General features: G+C 55.8%; 6 protein-coding genes and 2 pseudogenes. 7 read left to right on the forward strand and 1 reads right to left on the reverse strand.

Annotation, left to right across the window (positions count from 1 at the left end):
• Positions 1-250: 250 nt before the first annotated feature.
• The 7 genes and pseudogenes from BM021_RS12925 to BM021_RS12955 form a co-directional block, all read left to right on the forward strand.
• A complete protein-coding gene (locus BM021_RS12925) occupies positions 251-1,228 on the forward strand; it encodes a hypothetical protein (RefSeq protein ID WP_090721441.1) in 978 nt (325 codons plus the stop codon).
• Between the two features lie 2 nt (positions 1,229-1,230).
• Positions 1,231-3,825, forward strand: a complete 2,595-nt coding sequence (locus BM021_RS12930; RefSeq protein WP_090721442.1) for a hypothetical protein — start codon at positions 1,231-1,233, stop codon at positions 3,823-3,825.
• Between the two features lie 9 nt (positions 3,826-3,834).
• Positions 3,835-7,281: a DUF6603 domain-containing protein gene (locus tag BM021_RS12935; protein WP_090721443.1), complete on the forward strand. Its 3,447-nt coding sequence runs from the start codon at positions 3,835-3,837 to the stop codon at positions 7,279-7,281.
• Positions 7,278-10,610, forward strand: coding sequence for a hypothetical protein (locus BM021_RS12940; protein ID WP_090721444.1), 3,333 nt, complete (start codon positions 7,278-7,280; stop codon positions 10,608-10,610). Before BM021_RS12935 ends, BM021_RS12940 begins: the two co-directional genes overlap by 4 nt.
• Positions 10,611-10,619: 9 nt before the next feature.
• Complete coding sequence (locus tag BM021_RS12945; protein WP_090721445.1) at positions 10,620-15,839, forward strand: hypothetical protein; 5,220 nt, start codon at positions 10,620-10,622, stop codon at positions 15,837-15,839.
• Positions 15,832-17,697, forward strand: coding sequence for a hypothetical protein (locus tag BM021_RS12950; RefSeq protein ID WP_090721446.1), 1,866 nt, complete (start codon positions 15,832-15,834; stop codon positions 17,695-17,697). Before BM021_RS12945 ends, BM021_RS12950 begins: the two co-directional genes overlap by 8 nt.
• Positions 17,698-17,767: 70 nt before the next feature.
• Positions 17,768-17,944, forward strand: a pseudogene (locus BM021_RS12955) (transposase); the annotation flags it as partial.
• Positions 17,945-18,256: 312 nt separating this feature from the next.
• On the opposite strand, the pseudogene BM021_RS15330 reads toward BM021_RS12955, so the two are convergent.
• A pseudogene (locus BM021_RS15330) lies at positions 18,257-18,372 on the reverse strand (IS1595 family transposase); the annotation flags it as partial.

Here is an 18,372-nt window from a genome sequence, read left to right on the forward strand (position 1 = left end):
CGAAAAGCTCATATCAATTAACTCAATTGTATGATTAAAAACACTATTATATCATTAATCGCATCTGAAACTGGCTCTGACCGTGCAAAGTTCTCGCGCTGTATATCGCTTTCAAGCTCCTTATCCCGCTTGATGCGATCAGGCAACCGATCAGGGTCTCGTTCGTGCGCTTTCTGTTCATAGTATACTTGCCATGCAATTGTAACCCGCTTATTATTCAAGCTTCTTTACTACTCAATGGCTTAATTCTATGCCAACACGCAAGACCGAACAACGTCTACCCACCAACGCCACAGCCGCCGTTTTTGGGCAGGCAGAGGGGGATGCCACTGCGGTTCTTATCAGCTATCACTCATCTCCGGTTGTAAAAAACCGGACACAAACTTATGTAGTTTTCGTGCTGGATGCCACTATGCAAACCAATGCCGAATCCTATCGCTGGCAGATTGGCAGCGAAACGGTCACCACTCCGCAGGGCGTGCTGGAATATGCCCATACGACGGAAGGTGACGCCCAAATCAGCGTTGAAATTCGCGACGGCGCGTCAACGGTCCTCAAAACCCTCTCCCTCACCCAGTCGGTGATTCCGCTGAATGCAGAATTGGAAGCAATGGTGAATACGGCGGATGAAGTCACCCCAACCGCAGCAGACCCGGAAACCAGCCGCGAACTGGTCAACGATGTGCGGGTGTATATAGATGAACTCGCCCCCCGCTCATTAGATGGCGAAAGCTCCCTTAACAAGCTATTATTTGCCGTTGCTTATGCAGAGGCTATGCTGGTTCCGCCTACAGATCGCGCGGCCCAAACGGAACGGCTGGCCGCCGCATTGGAAGAAGGAACGGGAGCGAGTTTTGCCGAACAGGCAAAAAACGGGATTGGTCTCTGTCAGGTGCGCCCGGCCATCTTGGCCATGTACCGCAGCGCCACGCCGGGCGGATCGGACTGGCTGATTACACGGCGGGAATTCCCCCATGACACCGAAGCACGCGGCACGATACAAACCGAACTGGACACGGCCCTCGCCGAATTGGATGAAACCCGGCGGATCGATCTTTTCAACCTGCTGCGCTTCCCCAAATCCAACCTGAATATGACTATGCAACTGCTGGAAGCGTTCCGCAACCAGTATTACCCCGGCCAAAGCCTCCCCTCCATTCTGGCGGATGAAGCCAAGGCAAAGACGCTGATTTCCCAATACAAGGAGGGGCCGTTCGCCTTAGCGTAAATATGCTCTACTCGAACCTTGTTTATAGTCTTTTGATAAACCAGTTCTGGGCAATCACCCCCGCCCTCCCTATCGGCACGCCGGGAACCCGGCCCGATGTCGGCTTCCCCGAAACGATTCCGGACGTCACCTTCATTGCCCGCGAGCTGGTGGCAACCGATGGTTTCGCCGCCCCCGAACGCACCCGCCTGAATGGCTTCATTCAAGGCGCGCGCCGCTTCCACAACCTCTATGGCCTGAACCCCATCACCATCAATTCCGTCGAAGATATCCTGAACCATTTCCGCACCTTGACAACCCCCATTGGCCGTATACGCATCGTCTCCCACGGGAACGATTCTTTCCTGTTTCTCCCGCTTTTTACAGGCGGCCTGTGGGATTTTGGCTTGCAGCAAGACCGCCTCCAAGCATTCCAGAGTAGCGATGAAGCAGGCCTGCGCTTCCTCATAAGCGGCTCCCCTCCCAACGATCCGTTGCTAGTGGATGGCGTGGCGCAAATAGTGGTCGGAATCCGCACGCTAAATAGTGCGGCTCTGACGCCTTTTGGATTGCAGGCATCGGGAATGCCAACGGGCGATTTGCTGAAGTTCTTTGAAATCATCAATGACCAATATCAAACGCGGCATGGAACTATTGCCATCAACCGCGATCCCCCGCCGCATGTTTTGCTGAGCGCCGCACAGCAAACGACCATGACCACCTCGCTCACACTGATAGAGAACGCTATACGCACACGACTGATCGGCACGACTATCAGCGGTACAGTTGTCACCGCCGCCAGCCTCGATGCGCTCAAAACTGCTATCATGGGGGCAACACCCATTGATTTGGAATTTATGGGCCCACCTTTCAATCTCAGCCCCACGGTGATTACCGATATAACGACAGCCATGAATGCAATCCCGCAGGTGGAAGCGGATATCCGCAATGCAATCGGCAGCGGACAACCACTGTTCCGCGATTTTCTAAGCGCCTTTGTGGCTGGGCTTAGGCTTTTCCAGCCGACAACTCTCAGGCTCGGCGGCACCGATCACGATGTGACAAGCATCCAAGCCAATGCCGAGCTTGAAGCATTTGTTTTCACCTGCGTAGACCTGCATTTCCTGAAAAACGGTCCTGTTTTCATCAACGGCGTCGCGCCGACAGCGGCACAAAAAACCACCATTCGCGACGCCATTATCGCCATTTCCAATATGATCCGGACGCGGGTAACAACGGCCACTCCCGCTATCACCACAGCGCAATTGAATGCTCTACGCACGGCTATTGAAAACCTGCCCCTGCGCCAGAGCGTCATTACTGGTGGCTTTATGACGCTTGATGAGCGAATATTTACCGAACTGACCGCTGCGAACAGGGCGTTGCAGGACAATTTCCGTACCAAGCTGAATAACCTGCGCGGGCTGATGAAGGCGGGCGACGCTAGCCGCATCGACATCCGGGGATGCCTCGTGGGCGCGACACCCTCGTTCCTTACGGTACTGCGCAACTTCTTCGGAACTGCCACCAACAAACCTACAGTTAACGCACCGGAGTTTTTTCAGAGCTTCCCATTTAGCGTAACCACCCGCTCAAGCACGCATTCCACTAATACCAACATCCAGACTGAGATCGACAATCTGGTGAGTACCGGATTGTCTGCGGTAAATATCACGGATGCGGATGTTAGCACGGCCATTACCGATTGGCAGACGATGACTGATTTTGACCCGCATTTTGACTTTATTACCGCACTCTTTGCCGCAGCAGCCAGCAAACGCGATTTTGCCACCCTTGGCTGGCGCGTTTGGCGTGTTCTACCTGCAGCAACGGGCATTCCGATGCTGCGCATGCAAGCCAACCGTATAGATGATATTGACACCCTGAACCTGGGCAATCTTATCGAGCGCTTCAGAATTATATTTGAAGTACCTGCAGCCAGTGCCCCCAATGCAACGGTGCGCGGCAGGTTGAATACACTGCAACCACATTTGGCCACCTTCAAAACCAAAAGCGATGCAGTGGCCGCAGGCCCCGACCCTGCCGCCCTACCCGGCTTGGCAGCCGATCTCACCACATTGGCTGGCAGCATTACCGGTATTGCCGGATTCCCTGCCCCCGCGAATCCCTTACCACCTGCCAGTAATTCATTGGCGGATATTCAAATCTCCGTCACCAATATCGCTGCTCATCTCGATACCATTCTGAATAATGAGCTGAATACTTTCTTCACCGCCATGCAGGGCAAAATCGCCCATGCCAACGCCAAAATCCGCTATTGGTACAATATCGGCCTGCCTTTGCTGATCCAAAGCTCGGGGCGGCCGACTTCCTTTGCGGTAACGACATTCGTCGGCGCGACGAACGCAACCGCAGCCACCACCCTGTGGGCCCACGCGCTGCGCAGTTGGATGCGCGTTCAGTGGAAAGGCACGGCGGCGCAGGCCACCGCAATGAACGCAACGATCAGCGCCCTGGCAATCGGCACCGATGCACAGCGCGGCAACGTCTCGCAAGTGGCGATGCTGTCGGAGCAAGACCCGATCGACGTTCCGACTACTGACGCAGGCGTCTGCCCGATGCAGGCCTATAACGATCATCTGGTGACGCGGCCATAGGGGGATCACATGAGTACAAATGCCCTGCAAGTGTTAGCGGAGGAAATGGCGGCGGTGTTTTACCCCATCCGCCACCTGAACTCGGCCGAACAGCTCACTACATTTTTCCGCGATCTTGGATATGAGTTACCCGGCAACCAGTTATTCGGCGAACTTCCTGTTCTGATTCAATTGACGAATGAGTTGGTAACGGCAGTAACCGAACTTGCCAGCGCATCCGGTGACGACGCCATATTGCAGGCCCTCGCCAAGGTTTTGGAGGCATTGGCGAAACTGGTGGCAGAAATTGCCAGTTCCATCGACGCCATCAAGGCATCTGTAGCCGCTGTGCCGAATTTTATCGCCAATAGCGACATCGACGAATTCCCCGTGCGTCTGGTGGATTACCTGTTGAGCTTCTACCTCTGGCGCTCGCGGCGCAAAGTCTACGGCGTCATGCTGTTCATCGGCGTGCTGGATGAAGTGGATATGCCCGCCGATGCCGCCAAGTTCCAGCCCGCTTTTAAATTGCGCAAGGTGTGGTGGGACAGGCTGCCGAAATTCCTTTCCGAACCGCAGAACCTGCCAGAAATCGTTTATCAGTGGGAATCCAATTTCCGGTCGGAACTGTTCCTTACCCGGCTCTATATCCTGTTCAACAGCTTCAACCTGCCAGGCGGGCTATACAAACAAAGCGCCAGCGTCAAAGCCGCACTGGGAAACACCACGGACGGCTTGCAGGAATTGCGGATGCCGATTTTCACCAAGAACATCTATCCCAGCACCCGCAGCGAATTCGACCTGAACGCAACCCCGGTCGAGCAAAGCGGACCGGAAAAACCAGGCTTTGCGCTGATTCCCTATATCTACGGCGAAGCCGGCTTCGATTTCGACATCGACGACAAGATCGAAATCCTCTTCGATGCCTCCGCCTCGGTCGATGCGGGCATCGGCCTGATCTTCCGCCCTGACTCCGGCATCCGCTTCCTCGATAACCTGTTCAGCACCCCCAGCGACAGCATCAATGTTGGCCTGTCACTGGAAGTGAAGCAGAAAGAAGGAACCGGAGAAATTATCCTCGTAGGTAATCCCGATGCCACCCGCCTCGCCATCGAAGGTCCGCGCGGCAAGGTATTCGTCATCAAAACAAGCGAAATAGACGCAGGGATAGAACTGGGACTGGATGCGCTGCGCCTTGTCGTGAAAGGTGGCGATGGCGACGGCTTCCTCAGCACCATTCTGGGGGATGACGGCATCACGGCAGAAGCTGGGTTTGGCTTTGGCCTCTCCAAGCAGGGCGGCATGTATTTCACGGGTAGTGGCGGTCTGGAAATCCAGCTTCCCGCACATATCGAGCTGGGGACGCTGGAAATTCAGGGGCTGCTGATCGCCCTGAAGCTCCGCGAAGGAAATTTCGTGCTGGAAGGCGGTGCCAACTTCAAGCTGGAGTTGGGGCCACTGGTCGGCGTGGTGGAGAATACCGGCATTTCCGCCACCCTTTCCTTCCCCGAAAATGGCGGCAATCTCGGCCCTGCCAACCTCGCCTTCGGCTTCAAACCGCCGAACGGCGTGGGCTTGTCCATTGATGCTGGTGTAGTAAAAGGCGGCGGATATCTCTTCTTCGATTTCGACAAGGAAGAGTATGCAGGAGCACTGGAACTGGAAGTGGTTGGGTTCCTCACCCTCAAAGCCATCGGCCTGATTACCACCAAAATGCCCGATGGCAACAAAGGCTTCTCGCTGCTGATTATCATCACGGCGGAATTTGGCACGCCCATCCAGCTTGGCTTCGGCTTCACCCTCAGCGGAGTTGGCGGGCTTGTGGGACTAAACCGCACCATGCTGCTTCAGCCCTTGGCCGAAGGTGTGCGCTCTGGCGCGATCAACAGCATCATGTTCCCCACCGATGTCGTGGCTAATGCGCCGCGCATCATCAGCGACCTGCGCAGCTTCTTCCCGCCGGAGGAAGGCATTTTCCTCATCGGCCCCATGGCAAAGCTGGGCTGGGGTACGCCCAACCTGATTACCCTTTCGCTAGGCATTATTATAGAAATTCCCGGTAACATCGCCATTGTCGGCGTCCTTAAAGTCGCCCTGCCTGATGAAGATGCCGCATTGCTTGTTCTTCAGGTGAATTTCATTGGCGCTATCGAGTTCGACAAAAGCCGCGCATGGTTCTTCGCCAGTCTGTTCGAATCGCGCGTGCTGTTCATCACTATCGAAGGAGAGATGGGTATCCTTATCGGCTGGGGCGAAGATGCAAACTTCGTGGTCAGCGTCGGCGGATTCCACCCTGCCTTCAATCCGCCTCCCCTGCCATTCCCCAGCCCGCGCCGCATTGCACTGGATATCCTGAACACCCCCTACGCCCGCATCCGGGTGGAAGGCTATTTCGCCGTAACCTCCAACACGGTGCAGTTTGGCGCGGCGGTGGAGCTGTTCTTCGGCATCAGCGCCTTCAATATCGACGGGCATTTAGCCTTCGATGCGCTGTTCCAGTTCTCGCCGTTCTATTTCATCATCACCATTTCAGCGTCACTGTCGGTGAAGGTATTTGGCGTCGGTCTATTCAGCGTGCGGATGCGCGGGAAGCTAGAAGGCCCTACCCCGTGGCATGTCGAGGGAACCGGTTCCATCTCGCTGCTGTTCTTCGATATTGATGTGGACTTCAGCCACACATGGGGCGACGAGGTCGAAACTATCCTGCCACCGATTCCGGTAATGCCTCTGCTCAAAGGCGAATTCGAAAAGCAGGAAAACTGGCGCTCGTTGATTCCCGATAGCAACCGCCTGCTGGTGAGCCTGCGCACCATAGACAGCAGTGCCGATCTGGTGCTGCATCCGGTGGGAGCGTTGAAAATCAGCCAGCGCGCCGTACCGCTGGATTTGACACTGGATAAGGTTGGCGCTCAAAAGCCGGGCGATGCGAACTACTTCACCCTCTCCGTCACCAGCGGCGGCTTGCAGCAAAAAAGCGAGGCCGAAGAATCCTTCGCCATCGCCCAATTCAAGGAGATGGATAATAGCCAGAAACTAAGCAGCCCTCCCTTCGAGCCCATGCAGGGTGGAATGGAGCTTTCCGTTTCCGGCAACACGCTGGATACCAGCCTCGGCGTCAAACGCGTGGTGCGCTATGAGAGCATCATCATCGACAACAACTACAAGCGCTTTGTCCGTAAATTCCTCAATTTCATCCCTGCCCTTTTCGGCCTGTTCCTGAATGGCGGCGCCGTCACGAAGTCCGAGCTGTCGTTTGCGGCGAAAAAGCAAAAAGGGCTGATGAACGAGAAAATCGAAATCAAGCCCAACAGCTACGCCGTTGCCTTTAACGATAATAACGTGGCCATGAGCGGCGCAGTGAACTTCTCCAGTTACGCGAAGGCGCAGGAATATATGAACGCCCAAATCAAGAATGACCGCACGCTTCACGGCAATGTGCATGTCATCCCCAGTGCGGAATTGCAGGAGGCAGCATGAGCGACGAAATAGGTACATACGGCTTCCTCCCGTGGCTGCGTCAGGGCGTGGCCAATAACATTTCCAGCGCCGATCTGGACACCTCGGTCAAACTGCGCACCAGCGTGCATCTGGAACTGGCGCTCACAGGGAAAGCCGTGGGTGGCGATCCTGACCTTGTAGAACCCATTCCGCGTGACGTGGCGCTCTATGGGCCCGGCGACATTATCGGCATTGATTCCAAGGCGATCATCAAGAATGAGCCACGCAACTGGATCACCAATTTTGAAACCAACTACATGCCCTATGTGGATTTCTACGACGAGGATTTCCCATGGCGCTACACCCCCGCCGCACCGGACAAGGCAAAGCACCGCCTGCGTCCATGGATTTGTCTCGTCGTGCTGAAAGAGGACGAGTTCAAGGACGGGCAGAACATGAAGGACCGTCCGCTGCCATATTTCGAGGCGGTGAATGCCGTCGCCAGCTTTCCCCCGGCAGGCCAGCTATGGGCTTGGGCGCATGTGCATACTAACCGCGACATCGTGAAGAAAAACGATCATGTGGTGAACACCGACAAGAACGCGGTGATTTCCAGCCTGCAATCGCTGCTGAACGAAAACCCCGATCTCGCCTATTCGCGCATTCTCTGCCCGCGCAAGCTGGATGTAAACACTGCCTACCACGCGTTCCTTGTGCCCGTATTCGAAACCGGGCGGTTGGCCGGGCTTGGCCACAAGCCGGAGGAAGCACCGGCGGACGTTCATGCCACCTTCTCCGCCTGGGGCGATTATACCGGGCGGCCGGAACCGCAATCTTTCCCCTATTATCACCGCTGGTATTTCCGCACCGGAACCGTGGGCGACTTCGAATATCTGGTGCGCCTTCTGAAACCGCAACCCATGGATTCCCGCGTGGGTCGGCGCGATATGGACGTGCAGAAACCCGCCGTGCAGATTCGCGGCATTACCGATGCCGATCTGGGCGGCATCCTGAAGCTGGGCGGCGCGCTGAAAATTCCGTTCGATACTCTGGGCGACGCCGACAAGGCGGAAGTCCTCAAATATGACGGATGGGCTGAGCCCTATCCCCATGACTTCCAGCGCGATCTGGCATCCTTCATCAACCTTGCCGACAACTACCAGAACCAGTCCGCGCTCGATGCCAACCAGAACGCGGCTCTAGGAATGGATTTCATCAACGATCCCGATCCGCTCATCACCGCGCCGCTATATGGCCGCTGGCACTCCATGACCCAACGGCTGGAAATGAGCGATACACCCACCGCCACCAGCCGCAACTGGGTGCACGAGTTGAACCTCGACCCCCGCTGGCGCGTAACCGCTGGATACGGCACCGGAGTCGTGCAGAAGAAGCAGGAAGAATACATGGACGCGGCATGGGATCAGATTGGCGATGTGCTGGCCGCCAACCGCAAAATCCGCTTCGCGCAGTTCGCGTGGCTAGCCGGCATGGTATGGCACAGCACGCACCTGACGCCTGTCGCCAATGTCTCCATCGCAAAGGCCATCGCCCTTACCCGCCCGCTTCACGCCCGCGTGCTGATGCAAGGAAAGACGCTGCTACATACGGTAAAGAACAGCCTTGTTCCTCCTGCCGCCTTGTCGTCCCCCATGCGCCGCGTGATGCGCTCCAGCAGTCGGATCATCAAATATCTACCTTTCACGGACACCCTCAAACCCGATACGCTGATTACCCGCCTGAACGACGAGGAAATCACCGTCGCTCCACCCAAAACCACACCGGAAGATTTACCCACCGTTGGAGAACTGGTGGAAGACGCCAAACCCGAAGCGCCTTCGTTGATTGAATGGATAGCAAAATATCCATGGCTCATCTGGCTGGTGATCGTCCTGTTACTGGTGCTCTTGCTCTTCCTGCCCTTTAGCTGGATTCTGCTGGGTGCTGTCGCCTTGGCCATTCTGGGCCTTGCCGCACTTGCCGTATGGACGCAACGCTGGAAGCGCGACACACAAACCATCGACGACATCAAAGAAGAAAACCAGTCACCGGACAATGTCAATCACCTGCCCAAAAGCCCCGATTTCCAAATCATCCCCCTCGATATCGGCAATCCCACGCTTCCCTTCACTCCCACTCCGGGCGCAACCGACAGCGTAGAAGGCATTCGCTTCAAGGAAGCACTGAAGGACACTTATGAATTCGTGCAAATCAGCGGCGAAGTGGCCGTCCGCCCCGTACGTACATCCATCGACCTAGCACAGGTGGCCGAAACCACGCTGGTGGGCATCAACCCCACCATCACCCTGCCCCGCTTGGTATTAAGCCAGATACTTATTCCCATCCATATTGCGGAACAGTTGCCGGAGACTTTTACCGAGGCAATGGCTTATCCAGTGATTGATATACCGATGTACAAACCATTGGTCGATATTTCGTCGGAATTATTTCTCCCAAACATCAATTTTGTACCTCAAAACAGCATTTCCTTGCTCGAAACGAACCAGAAATTCATCGAAGCCTACATGATCGGCCTGAATCATGAATTCGCGCGCGAATTGCTGTGGCGCGAATATCCAACCGACCAGCGCGGCAGCTATTTCCGCCAGTTCTGGGATGTCAGCAGCTACCTGAACAAAGACGGTTTAGACGAAGAAACCCTCCGCGAAAAACTGCGCGACATTCCGCCGCTGCATCGCTGGTCGCGCTATTCCGAACTGGGCGAGCACGACCACCGAGAAACCGAGGGTGAGACAGAAGAAGAACTGGTTCTGGTCATCCGAGGCGAATTACTGAAAAAATACCCCACCGCCGTCATCTACGCCCACCGTGCCAAATGGCAGTTGAAGGAAAACGGCGAAATCGACAACACGAAAGAGCGTGTGCTGGTCGAAGATACCCCCATCGAAAATCATATCAAAACACCGCTTTATGAAGCGAAAGTCCACCCGGACATCAACTTCTTCGGATTTGATATTACCGCTGCGGAAGCCAAAGGCGGAAGTGGGGAAAATCCCGGCGACGATCCGGGCTGGTTCTTCGTCATCAAGGAACGCCCCGGCGAGCCGCGTTTCGGTCTGGATATCGATCGCGACAGCGACATTAACCTGTGGAACGACCTGAGCTGGGATGACGCCCTGCCCGGCGGCGTGGCCGGAGAACACCTCCAGATCACCAACGCCACCCCGACGATCACACTGACGAACCCGGCAGGTGACCCGTCCCTGCAGGAAAAGCTGGAGCAATATGAAGAAGACAAACACATCACGTGGAGCAAGGACACCAATGCGGCGCAACTGGCCTATATCCTGTATCAGGTGCCCGTGCTGGTAGCCGTCCACGCCTCCGAAATGTTACCCAAGCAATAAGAGTACGATATGCCTTTTAACGACGCCCAGAAGCAAATGAATCAGGCGCAGGCCGCACGGCGGCAACAGGAGCTTGAGCTCTTCACCGCAAAGGAAAAGCTGGCAAAGCTTGGCCGCGCCAAAGACAAGGCGGCACGTTTTTCAGAGCAGGAGGCTGCGGCATTAGCCAAACAGGAAAAAGCCCTGCAAAAGCAGATGCAAAAGATCAAATCCTCATTGCTTGACGCACAGGCGGCGGAGCTACAGGCACGGCTGGCTTTCAAGGACTTTTCCGACCCCCGGAAACACCTTTCCCAACTCAGCGATGACACGCCCATCCTCCTCTTCCCCCTACGCATCGAAACACGCTTCAAAACCCTCACCCGTCGCGGTGCGCCCGCCACAGCCGCCGCTCCCGCCGCGCACCATGAGCTATGGGTGCGCGTGTATCCGGACGATATAGCGGTAGACGGTTTCGAGCCGCTGCTGTCGGAAAGCGAAGCAAAAAATGCGGCGTCCTACTTTGCCGCCATAGAGGCCGCAGGAGACGACGAAGGGCTGAAACGCGCCGCATGGCGTTCGCTGGCGGCAAGCCACGGCAGCGGGCGGGCGCATTGGATCGTGCAAAATGCACAGCCACAAAATGGGGCGGAACCCGACACCAAGCTGCAAGGCTGGACACAAGCGCCCAAAACCCATGTGCTGCCGGAGCGGCTGGTGCTGATGGCCTTCAATAACGGCACGGAAGTCCCAGTGCTGGAAGTGATCAACGAGCCGATTCCTGCCTCCCTTGCTGTCGGCCCTGATCCTTCGCTAGATGAGAGCGAGCAAATCCGCATTGAAGACGGCAATATTGTCGTGAATCCGGAAATGAAATGGATGGTGAATTTTGAAGAAGCTCTGGAAAAAGGCATGGGCTTCCGGATTCCGCTAACGCCGCAACAGGCACAAGACGGCTTCGACAAGCTCTACGTGCTGGGCGTCAAGCTGGGAACGGATAGCACGGAAGGCAAACAGGCGCTGGAAATCCTGTTTGACCATCACCACCACAGCCGTAAGGGCTTTGGCCTATTGCGGCAGGGCACGCCCACCAACAACACCGATACCGAAGGCGCGGAATATAGCTGGCAGGAAGACACGGACGAAAGCTTCGACCACTATTTCCCAACCACCGCCCCCTCCGACCCCACCGAATGGGAAACGAAGAAAGACGGACGAACCCTTGCGGAAATGCTGGGGATCGACGCCGCCGTCCTACAACCCGTCCGGCATTATTACCATACCGACATGGCGGAAGCCAAAGCCATGCACCATGCGCTATGGCCCGCCACGCTGGGCTATTTCATGGAAAACATGATGGAGCCGGTCTTCCCCGATGCTACCATCCGTCAGACGCGGGATTTCTTCTGCCGCTATGTCAGTGGTCGCGGAGCTATCCCCGCCATCCGGGTAGGCAAACAGCCCTACGGCATCCTGCCCGCCACACCCTTCCGTCGCATGCAATGGTTGCGCCGCGCCGACAAAGGCTTCATGCTGAAACTCTACAGCATCTTGCAAACCATGAGCGGCGACTGGGACGAACTGCTGGACGATGTCGCGCATATAGGTAAAGACGGCGACCCGCATCAATTGCTGCTGGACATCGTCGGCCTGCATCCGTCCTCCGTCGAGTTTTACTCCCGCAACGCCCAAAGCTTCGAACAACTGCTCAATACCTTCGCCCTGAAAGGATTAGGCGGAGTCTTCATCGCAGCGTTGATTGCAGCGGGTTATGTGAAAAGCGGCATGAACCTGCTGGAAAAATTCGGCTACACGCCCGAACGGGAAGGCGAAGGCATTCCCGATATGCTGCAGAAATTCTTTTTCGATCGCGGCGACCTGCTCAAAGGCCCGATCGTGGACGACGTTCCCCTGTCAGAAACCGAAGCGATCCGCGACTACACCGATGACGGCAGGAATTACATCGAATGGCTGATAGACGCCGCCAATACCTCGCACAATGCCCTGCGCGCCAAACAGGGCTTTACCGACAACAAAACACCCTCCGCCCTGCTTTTCCTGATGCTGCATCATGCATTGGATTTGGGTTATGTGGACACATCGCTCCGCCTGCATGTGAGCAAGGAAATCTATACTCCTGCGGAAATGGTAAAAGCGCGACAGGAGCCGAAGTTCATCCATATCCAAGAGCAGAACGACGCCGGAAGCCGCTGGAAAGACCTCTATAAGGCCGATGCGCGCATCACCGGGGATGCCACCCTCCAACTGGGCGACTTCATAGCTACGATTATTCCAGATTCAGACGATGCCCGACAGCTACGCGACCAACTGGATGCGCTGGATTACCTGAAGAACGTGCCGACCGCGCGGCTGGAGCGGATATTCGCCGAACATCTCGACCTCTGCACTTACCGTCTGGACGCATGGATACAGGGACTGGTGCATTATCAGCTCGACCTGATGCGTCATCAGCGGCAGGAAGTACGGCAGGGTATCTACCTTGGTGCGTATGGCCTGCTGGAAAATGTCCGCCCGGAAAACAAGGTGCTGACCCCGGTGCAACTGGAGCCGGAGCTGGAAAAAATCTTTGCCGACCCCGTGCATCCGCTCACCAGCGACAGCACTAACGGCGGCTACATCCATGCCCCCTCCACCAATCATGCCGTAACTGCGGCGGTACTGCGCAACGGCTATATCGAAAACGCCAGCGCGGAAAACTCCGGCAGTTTCGCCGTGAACCTCACCTCCAACCGCGTGCGGCTGGCTATGGGTATCATCGAGGGGATGCAGTCCGGGCAAAGCCTCGCCGCCCTGCTGGGTTACCAGTTGGAACGCGGGCTGCATGACAACCACACCGCAGAAGTGGACGAAATCATCTATAACCTGCGTCTGGCCTTCCCCTTGCGCTCCAATCGCATGAAAGACACGCAGGTGGACGATCTGGATTCCATCGACACGGTGGAAGCGCGCAACGTGGTGGATGCCCTTTCCCTCATCGAGCACATCCGGAAAACGGGAAATAAAAACTATCCATTCGGCCATTCCAAACTGCCTGCCAACCTTTCCACTACGCAAAAGCAGGTAATCGACGCGGAAGTGGAACGCATTCTGAACATCAACGATGCGGTAGCCGACCTGGCCATTGCCGAAAGCGTGCATCAGGTGGTGCAGGGCAATTACGACCGGGCATCCGCCACGCTGGACACTTACAGTAAAGGCAACTTCCCACCCACACCGGATGTGATCAAAACCCCGCGCAGTGGATTCACCCTCACCCACCGGGTCGGCCTGCAACTGGAGACCGGGCTGAACCCAGCGGCGGCCGGAAACACCACTCCACGCTCCAAAGCGGAACCCGCAGTCAATAAATGGCTGGCTTCCCTCCTGCCCTCCATGGATGCATTGGCCTGCAAGGTGGAATTCACCACACCCGCAGGTATCACTCAAAGCGAGATCATCACGCTGGCCATGCTGGGTTTCCTCCCCATCGACGCGCTGTATATGGTGAGCCTGCACAGCACGCAGGCGATGGCCTCGCTGGATGACGCCTTCACCCTCTACGTTCTGGAGAATTTCTCCGTCGCGCCCGATAGCGATATCAAGCTACTCTATACCGAGCCGCTGACAGGCAAGGTCTCCCTCCATGAGGTAGCTCCCCTGCTGCACAGCCTGCAGGCATTACTCCAGCGTTCCCGTCCGTTGAATGCCAGCGACGTTTCGCTGATGCATGAAGGCACAGTGGAAGCCGCCAAGCAGAATACGGCGGACAAAGCGCGCATTACTTTGTGCCGCACCGAGTTGAACACCCTGAAAACGCAAATCAGCAACTATGCCAATGCGCTTTCAGCACTGCTAACGCCGGAAGACGCAAATCTCATTATGCCCGAACTGGATGCCATCATGCCGGATTTGGCGAAACTGCTGCAAAAGCTGGCATTCTTCGGCCTGCCGCAGGCTGGCAGCGGCTTTATCTTCGGATGGCAGCAAACCCATTTCCGCAATCTGTCGCAGCGTCTGGAGACTTTCCTGCAACGCCAGCAGGAACGATTAGACAGCTTTGATGCAACCATGGCCGAATATGCCGCTCTTCCCGGCACCACCACGGATGCCGAGCGTTATACGCTGTTGCAAACGGCGGAGCGTTTCATTTCCACCAAGCGTGGGGATACGAGCGCCCTCACTCCCGCCGCGTTCCGCAACGATCTGCTGAATGTGCGCAAACCCGCCTTCGAGCAATGGCTCAGCGATGCGCTCGATGTGCTGGCCAGCGCCTCCCTTTCCGATATGTATGCCGCGCTGCTGCCAGTCGTGGCCGCCGTGCCGGATATCGACACAGAAACCTTCGCCCTGACCGAAGAACAGCCGCAACTTCTGCTTTTTGCCAAAGACTTGCTCACAAAATCTCAAGCGATACGCAATGATCTGCAAATCCGTTTGGATGCGGTGGATACGCTGATAGTCCAGCACGATGCCGCAGCAACCGCTCCGAAAAAAGTAACCGCGCTGCTTGAGGCAGGTAAGCTGCTTCTAGGCGAGGATTTCAAAATCGTTCCCGAATTCGCGCTATCGCCCACACAGGCGACGGAATGGCAGAGCGCCTATAACGACCAGCCCCAGCTTCTTTCGCACCAAACGGCCACGCTTAAGGAAGATTTCCCGATAGACAACTGGCTCTACGGCATCGCCCGCGTGCGCGAGAAAATGGGCCATGTGGAAAAAACCGCGATCATGGCCGAGGCCTTAGCCGACAAAACCCTTGCCCTTGAGCCGGTACAACTACCCTACCGCGCAAACGATAGCTGGCTGGCGCTTGAATACCCAGACGCCACCAAAATCACCGAGGACAAGCTGCTTTACACCGCGCATTATGCCGCACCGTTCGACAGCACCCGCCCGCAATGCGGCCTGCTGCTCGACGAATGGACGGAGGTTATCCCCGGAACGGAAGAAACAACGGGGCTTACTTTCCACTACGACCGCCCCAATACCGAGCCGCCGCAAACCCTGCTGCTCGCCACTCCGGCGGATTTTACAGGCAAATGGCGCTGGCAGGATTTGGTGGACACGCTGCACGACACGCTTGATTTGGCTAAGAAACGCGCCGTCGAGCCGGAGCAGATAGACCGCACGTCTTATGCGCGCTTTTTGCCCGCGCTGGTGTCCGCCTTCACGATCTATCCCATTACCGCAAGCCTTAATCTGGCACTGAATAACCAGTTTCACCTATTTAAAGGAATGGAAGATGAATAAGTACATTGCCATCGAAGATATTCAGCCGGTACTGCTAAAGGAAATCCTCATTCCTTCCATCACCATGTGGAACCGGCTGGAAGGCAGGCCGCGCACCGATAATTTCGACCGCGCACTGAAAGCAGAGGTGCGGGATGCGTTGTTCATGCTGACCAAGCAATGGCAAATGGGCGAATTTCAAGGCGACGATGCCGGGTCACCTATTTTCGCCAAAGTGCATATGGAAACCACACAAATCACCCGTTACCGCGCCGCCTCCAACCCCATGCAGGCATTCCAGAATGATGTGCCACTCGAAACTAAAGTGGAACAGCGCGCCTTTCCGCTATTGCTGGATATGCGGCTGGCCATGGGGCGGCATTGGCTGAAATTGCTGAAAACACCTGAGCTCAGCCCGCTGAAAGGGGGCTTCATCAAGGCGTTCCCCATCACCGCGCCCGATCCTCTTAGCCGCGCAGATGCCTCAATTGCCGCACACCAGCAAAACTGGCAGACATTCTCCGCCGCTGCAGGCCGGACAATGGACGGTGGCGCGCTGTATACGCATCTCAAAGAAAATACCGTCAACCGGCCATACGATGCGCTGACTCCCGCAGTTCCCCTTACTGCCGCGCAAAAAACTGCATTAAATGCATTGGGAGAGAAATTCGTCGCTTGGTTCGAAAAGCTGTTCTACCAGCCCACCGACCCGAAAAACAACGCATGGCTCCCGGAGAGGCTGGAATACCAGTTCGCCTGTTCCGCTCCCATCAAAGACAGCCAGAAAGTGCTGGAAGCGGAAGAATATTATCACGGTCATCTGGATTGGTATAATTTTAGCATCTCCCCCAACGGCGCGCTGGAAGAAGCGAGAAATGAACCCGCAAATGTGGAAGGCGCCATCACTACCTCCTTCTTTCCCGTGCTCATCCAGTTCGATGGGATGCCCAATACCCGCTGGTGGACGTTCGAGGAAGGCAAAACCAATTTCGGCAATATCAATCCCGATACGACAGATCTGAACAAGCTCATGCTCATGGAATTCGGCCTGATCTACGCCAACGACTGGTTCCTTGTGCCTTTCACCCTGCCCGCAGGCTCTCTGGCCAAGGTGCGCGGCATGGCGGTCACCAATGTCTTCGGCGAACGCACATGGATTCAGGCGGCGGGCACGGGCAACGACGAAGACTGGCAGCGCTGGAGCATGTTTGCGCTGGACACCAAGGGATCGGACGCCGTAACCGCAGATACCAGTCTGCTCCTGCTGCCCACCAACCCCAAGATACAGGAAAGCAAACCGCTGGAGGAGGCCTGCCTCGTCCGCGACGAAATGGCCAATATGGTCTGGGCGATCGAAACGCAGGTTCCGCTGGCATCCGGCGAGGCCAAATCAGGCAGGGAAGCCGCGCTGGAACTGCACAATCACTACAAGCGGATTATTGCCGGCGAAGGGCCGGCTCCCGTTGTTCCCACCATCGAGAATAACGCCACCATCCGCTACCAGTTGCTAAACAGCGTGCCGGAAAACTGGATTCCCTTCATCCCCGTTCATGTTCCGGGCAGCAACCGCCAAGTGCAGTTGCAGCGCGCCTCCATGCCGCGCCTGATAGAAGGAGATACGCAGCCCATCCAGAAAGTAAAACCACGTACCGATCTGCTGCGTCACGGTCTGGATGTGGGGCAATCCTATTTCCTGCATGAGGAAGAAGTGCCGCGCGCAGGCATCTGCGTCAGCCAATCCTATCAGCGCACCCGGTGGACGAACGGCAGGGTCTATAACTGGTACGGCACCCGCAAGCGCACCGGGCGCGGCGAAGCCTCCAGCGGGCTGGCCTTCGACCAGATACTCCCCATTAAAGCAAAGAAAGAATCTACCTAAGAACCTGTTCGAGATCTAAAGTAAATTAACAAGAATATATGGTATTCATTGCATTTTTTGAAATCTAATTGTGTCAGAAAATAATAGAATTTATCCGAGTGATCTAACACGAGAACAGTTTGAAACAATACGACCATTGCTTGTAGCGGCTAGAAAGAAGACAAAACCGCGCAAAATTGATCTTTTTCACGTGTTTAATGCAGTTTTGTATCTATTGACAGGTAGTCAGTGGCGAATGTTGCCCAATGTCTCGGGTCAATTAGTTACCCCTGCAAAATACTAGCAAGCTAGAGAATTAGAGGATTTTAATAAATTGTGTATCCTTCTTGAGTGCCTTTCAGGCAAAATGATCTGCGCCCCATTGACTTCACGTCTGCTGCGGTAACCGCGATCGCATACCGCCTGCTTGGCAGCTTTTCCGCGAGAAATCTCAACATGGCGCAGGATTTCGGATAACGTACTGCTATCATGCAGGTTCTGTTCGTGACTGACTACGCCAACGATCAGATTGCCTTGCGCGGTACTGGCGATGGATGCCTTGCTGCCATATTCATATTGGCTATGTCACAATTAGTTGTTGAATCTGTCTTGTTTTCCCAAGAGATGCAAGGAAACAAAGGGTTGGTGTAATACTTTGACCGAGGTGGTCAATCATTCTGTGCCATCCGAGGTAAC

It is taken from the genome of Nitrosomonas sp. Nm166, assembly GCF_900112825.1.
Lineage (GTDB): Bacteria > Pseudomonadota > Gammaproteobacteria > Burkholderiales > Nitrosomonadaceae > Nitrosomonas.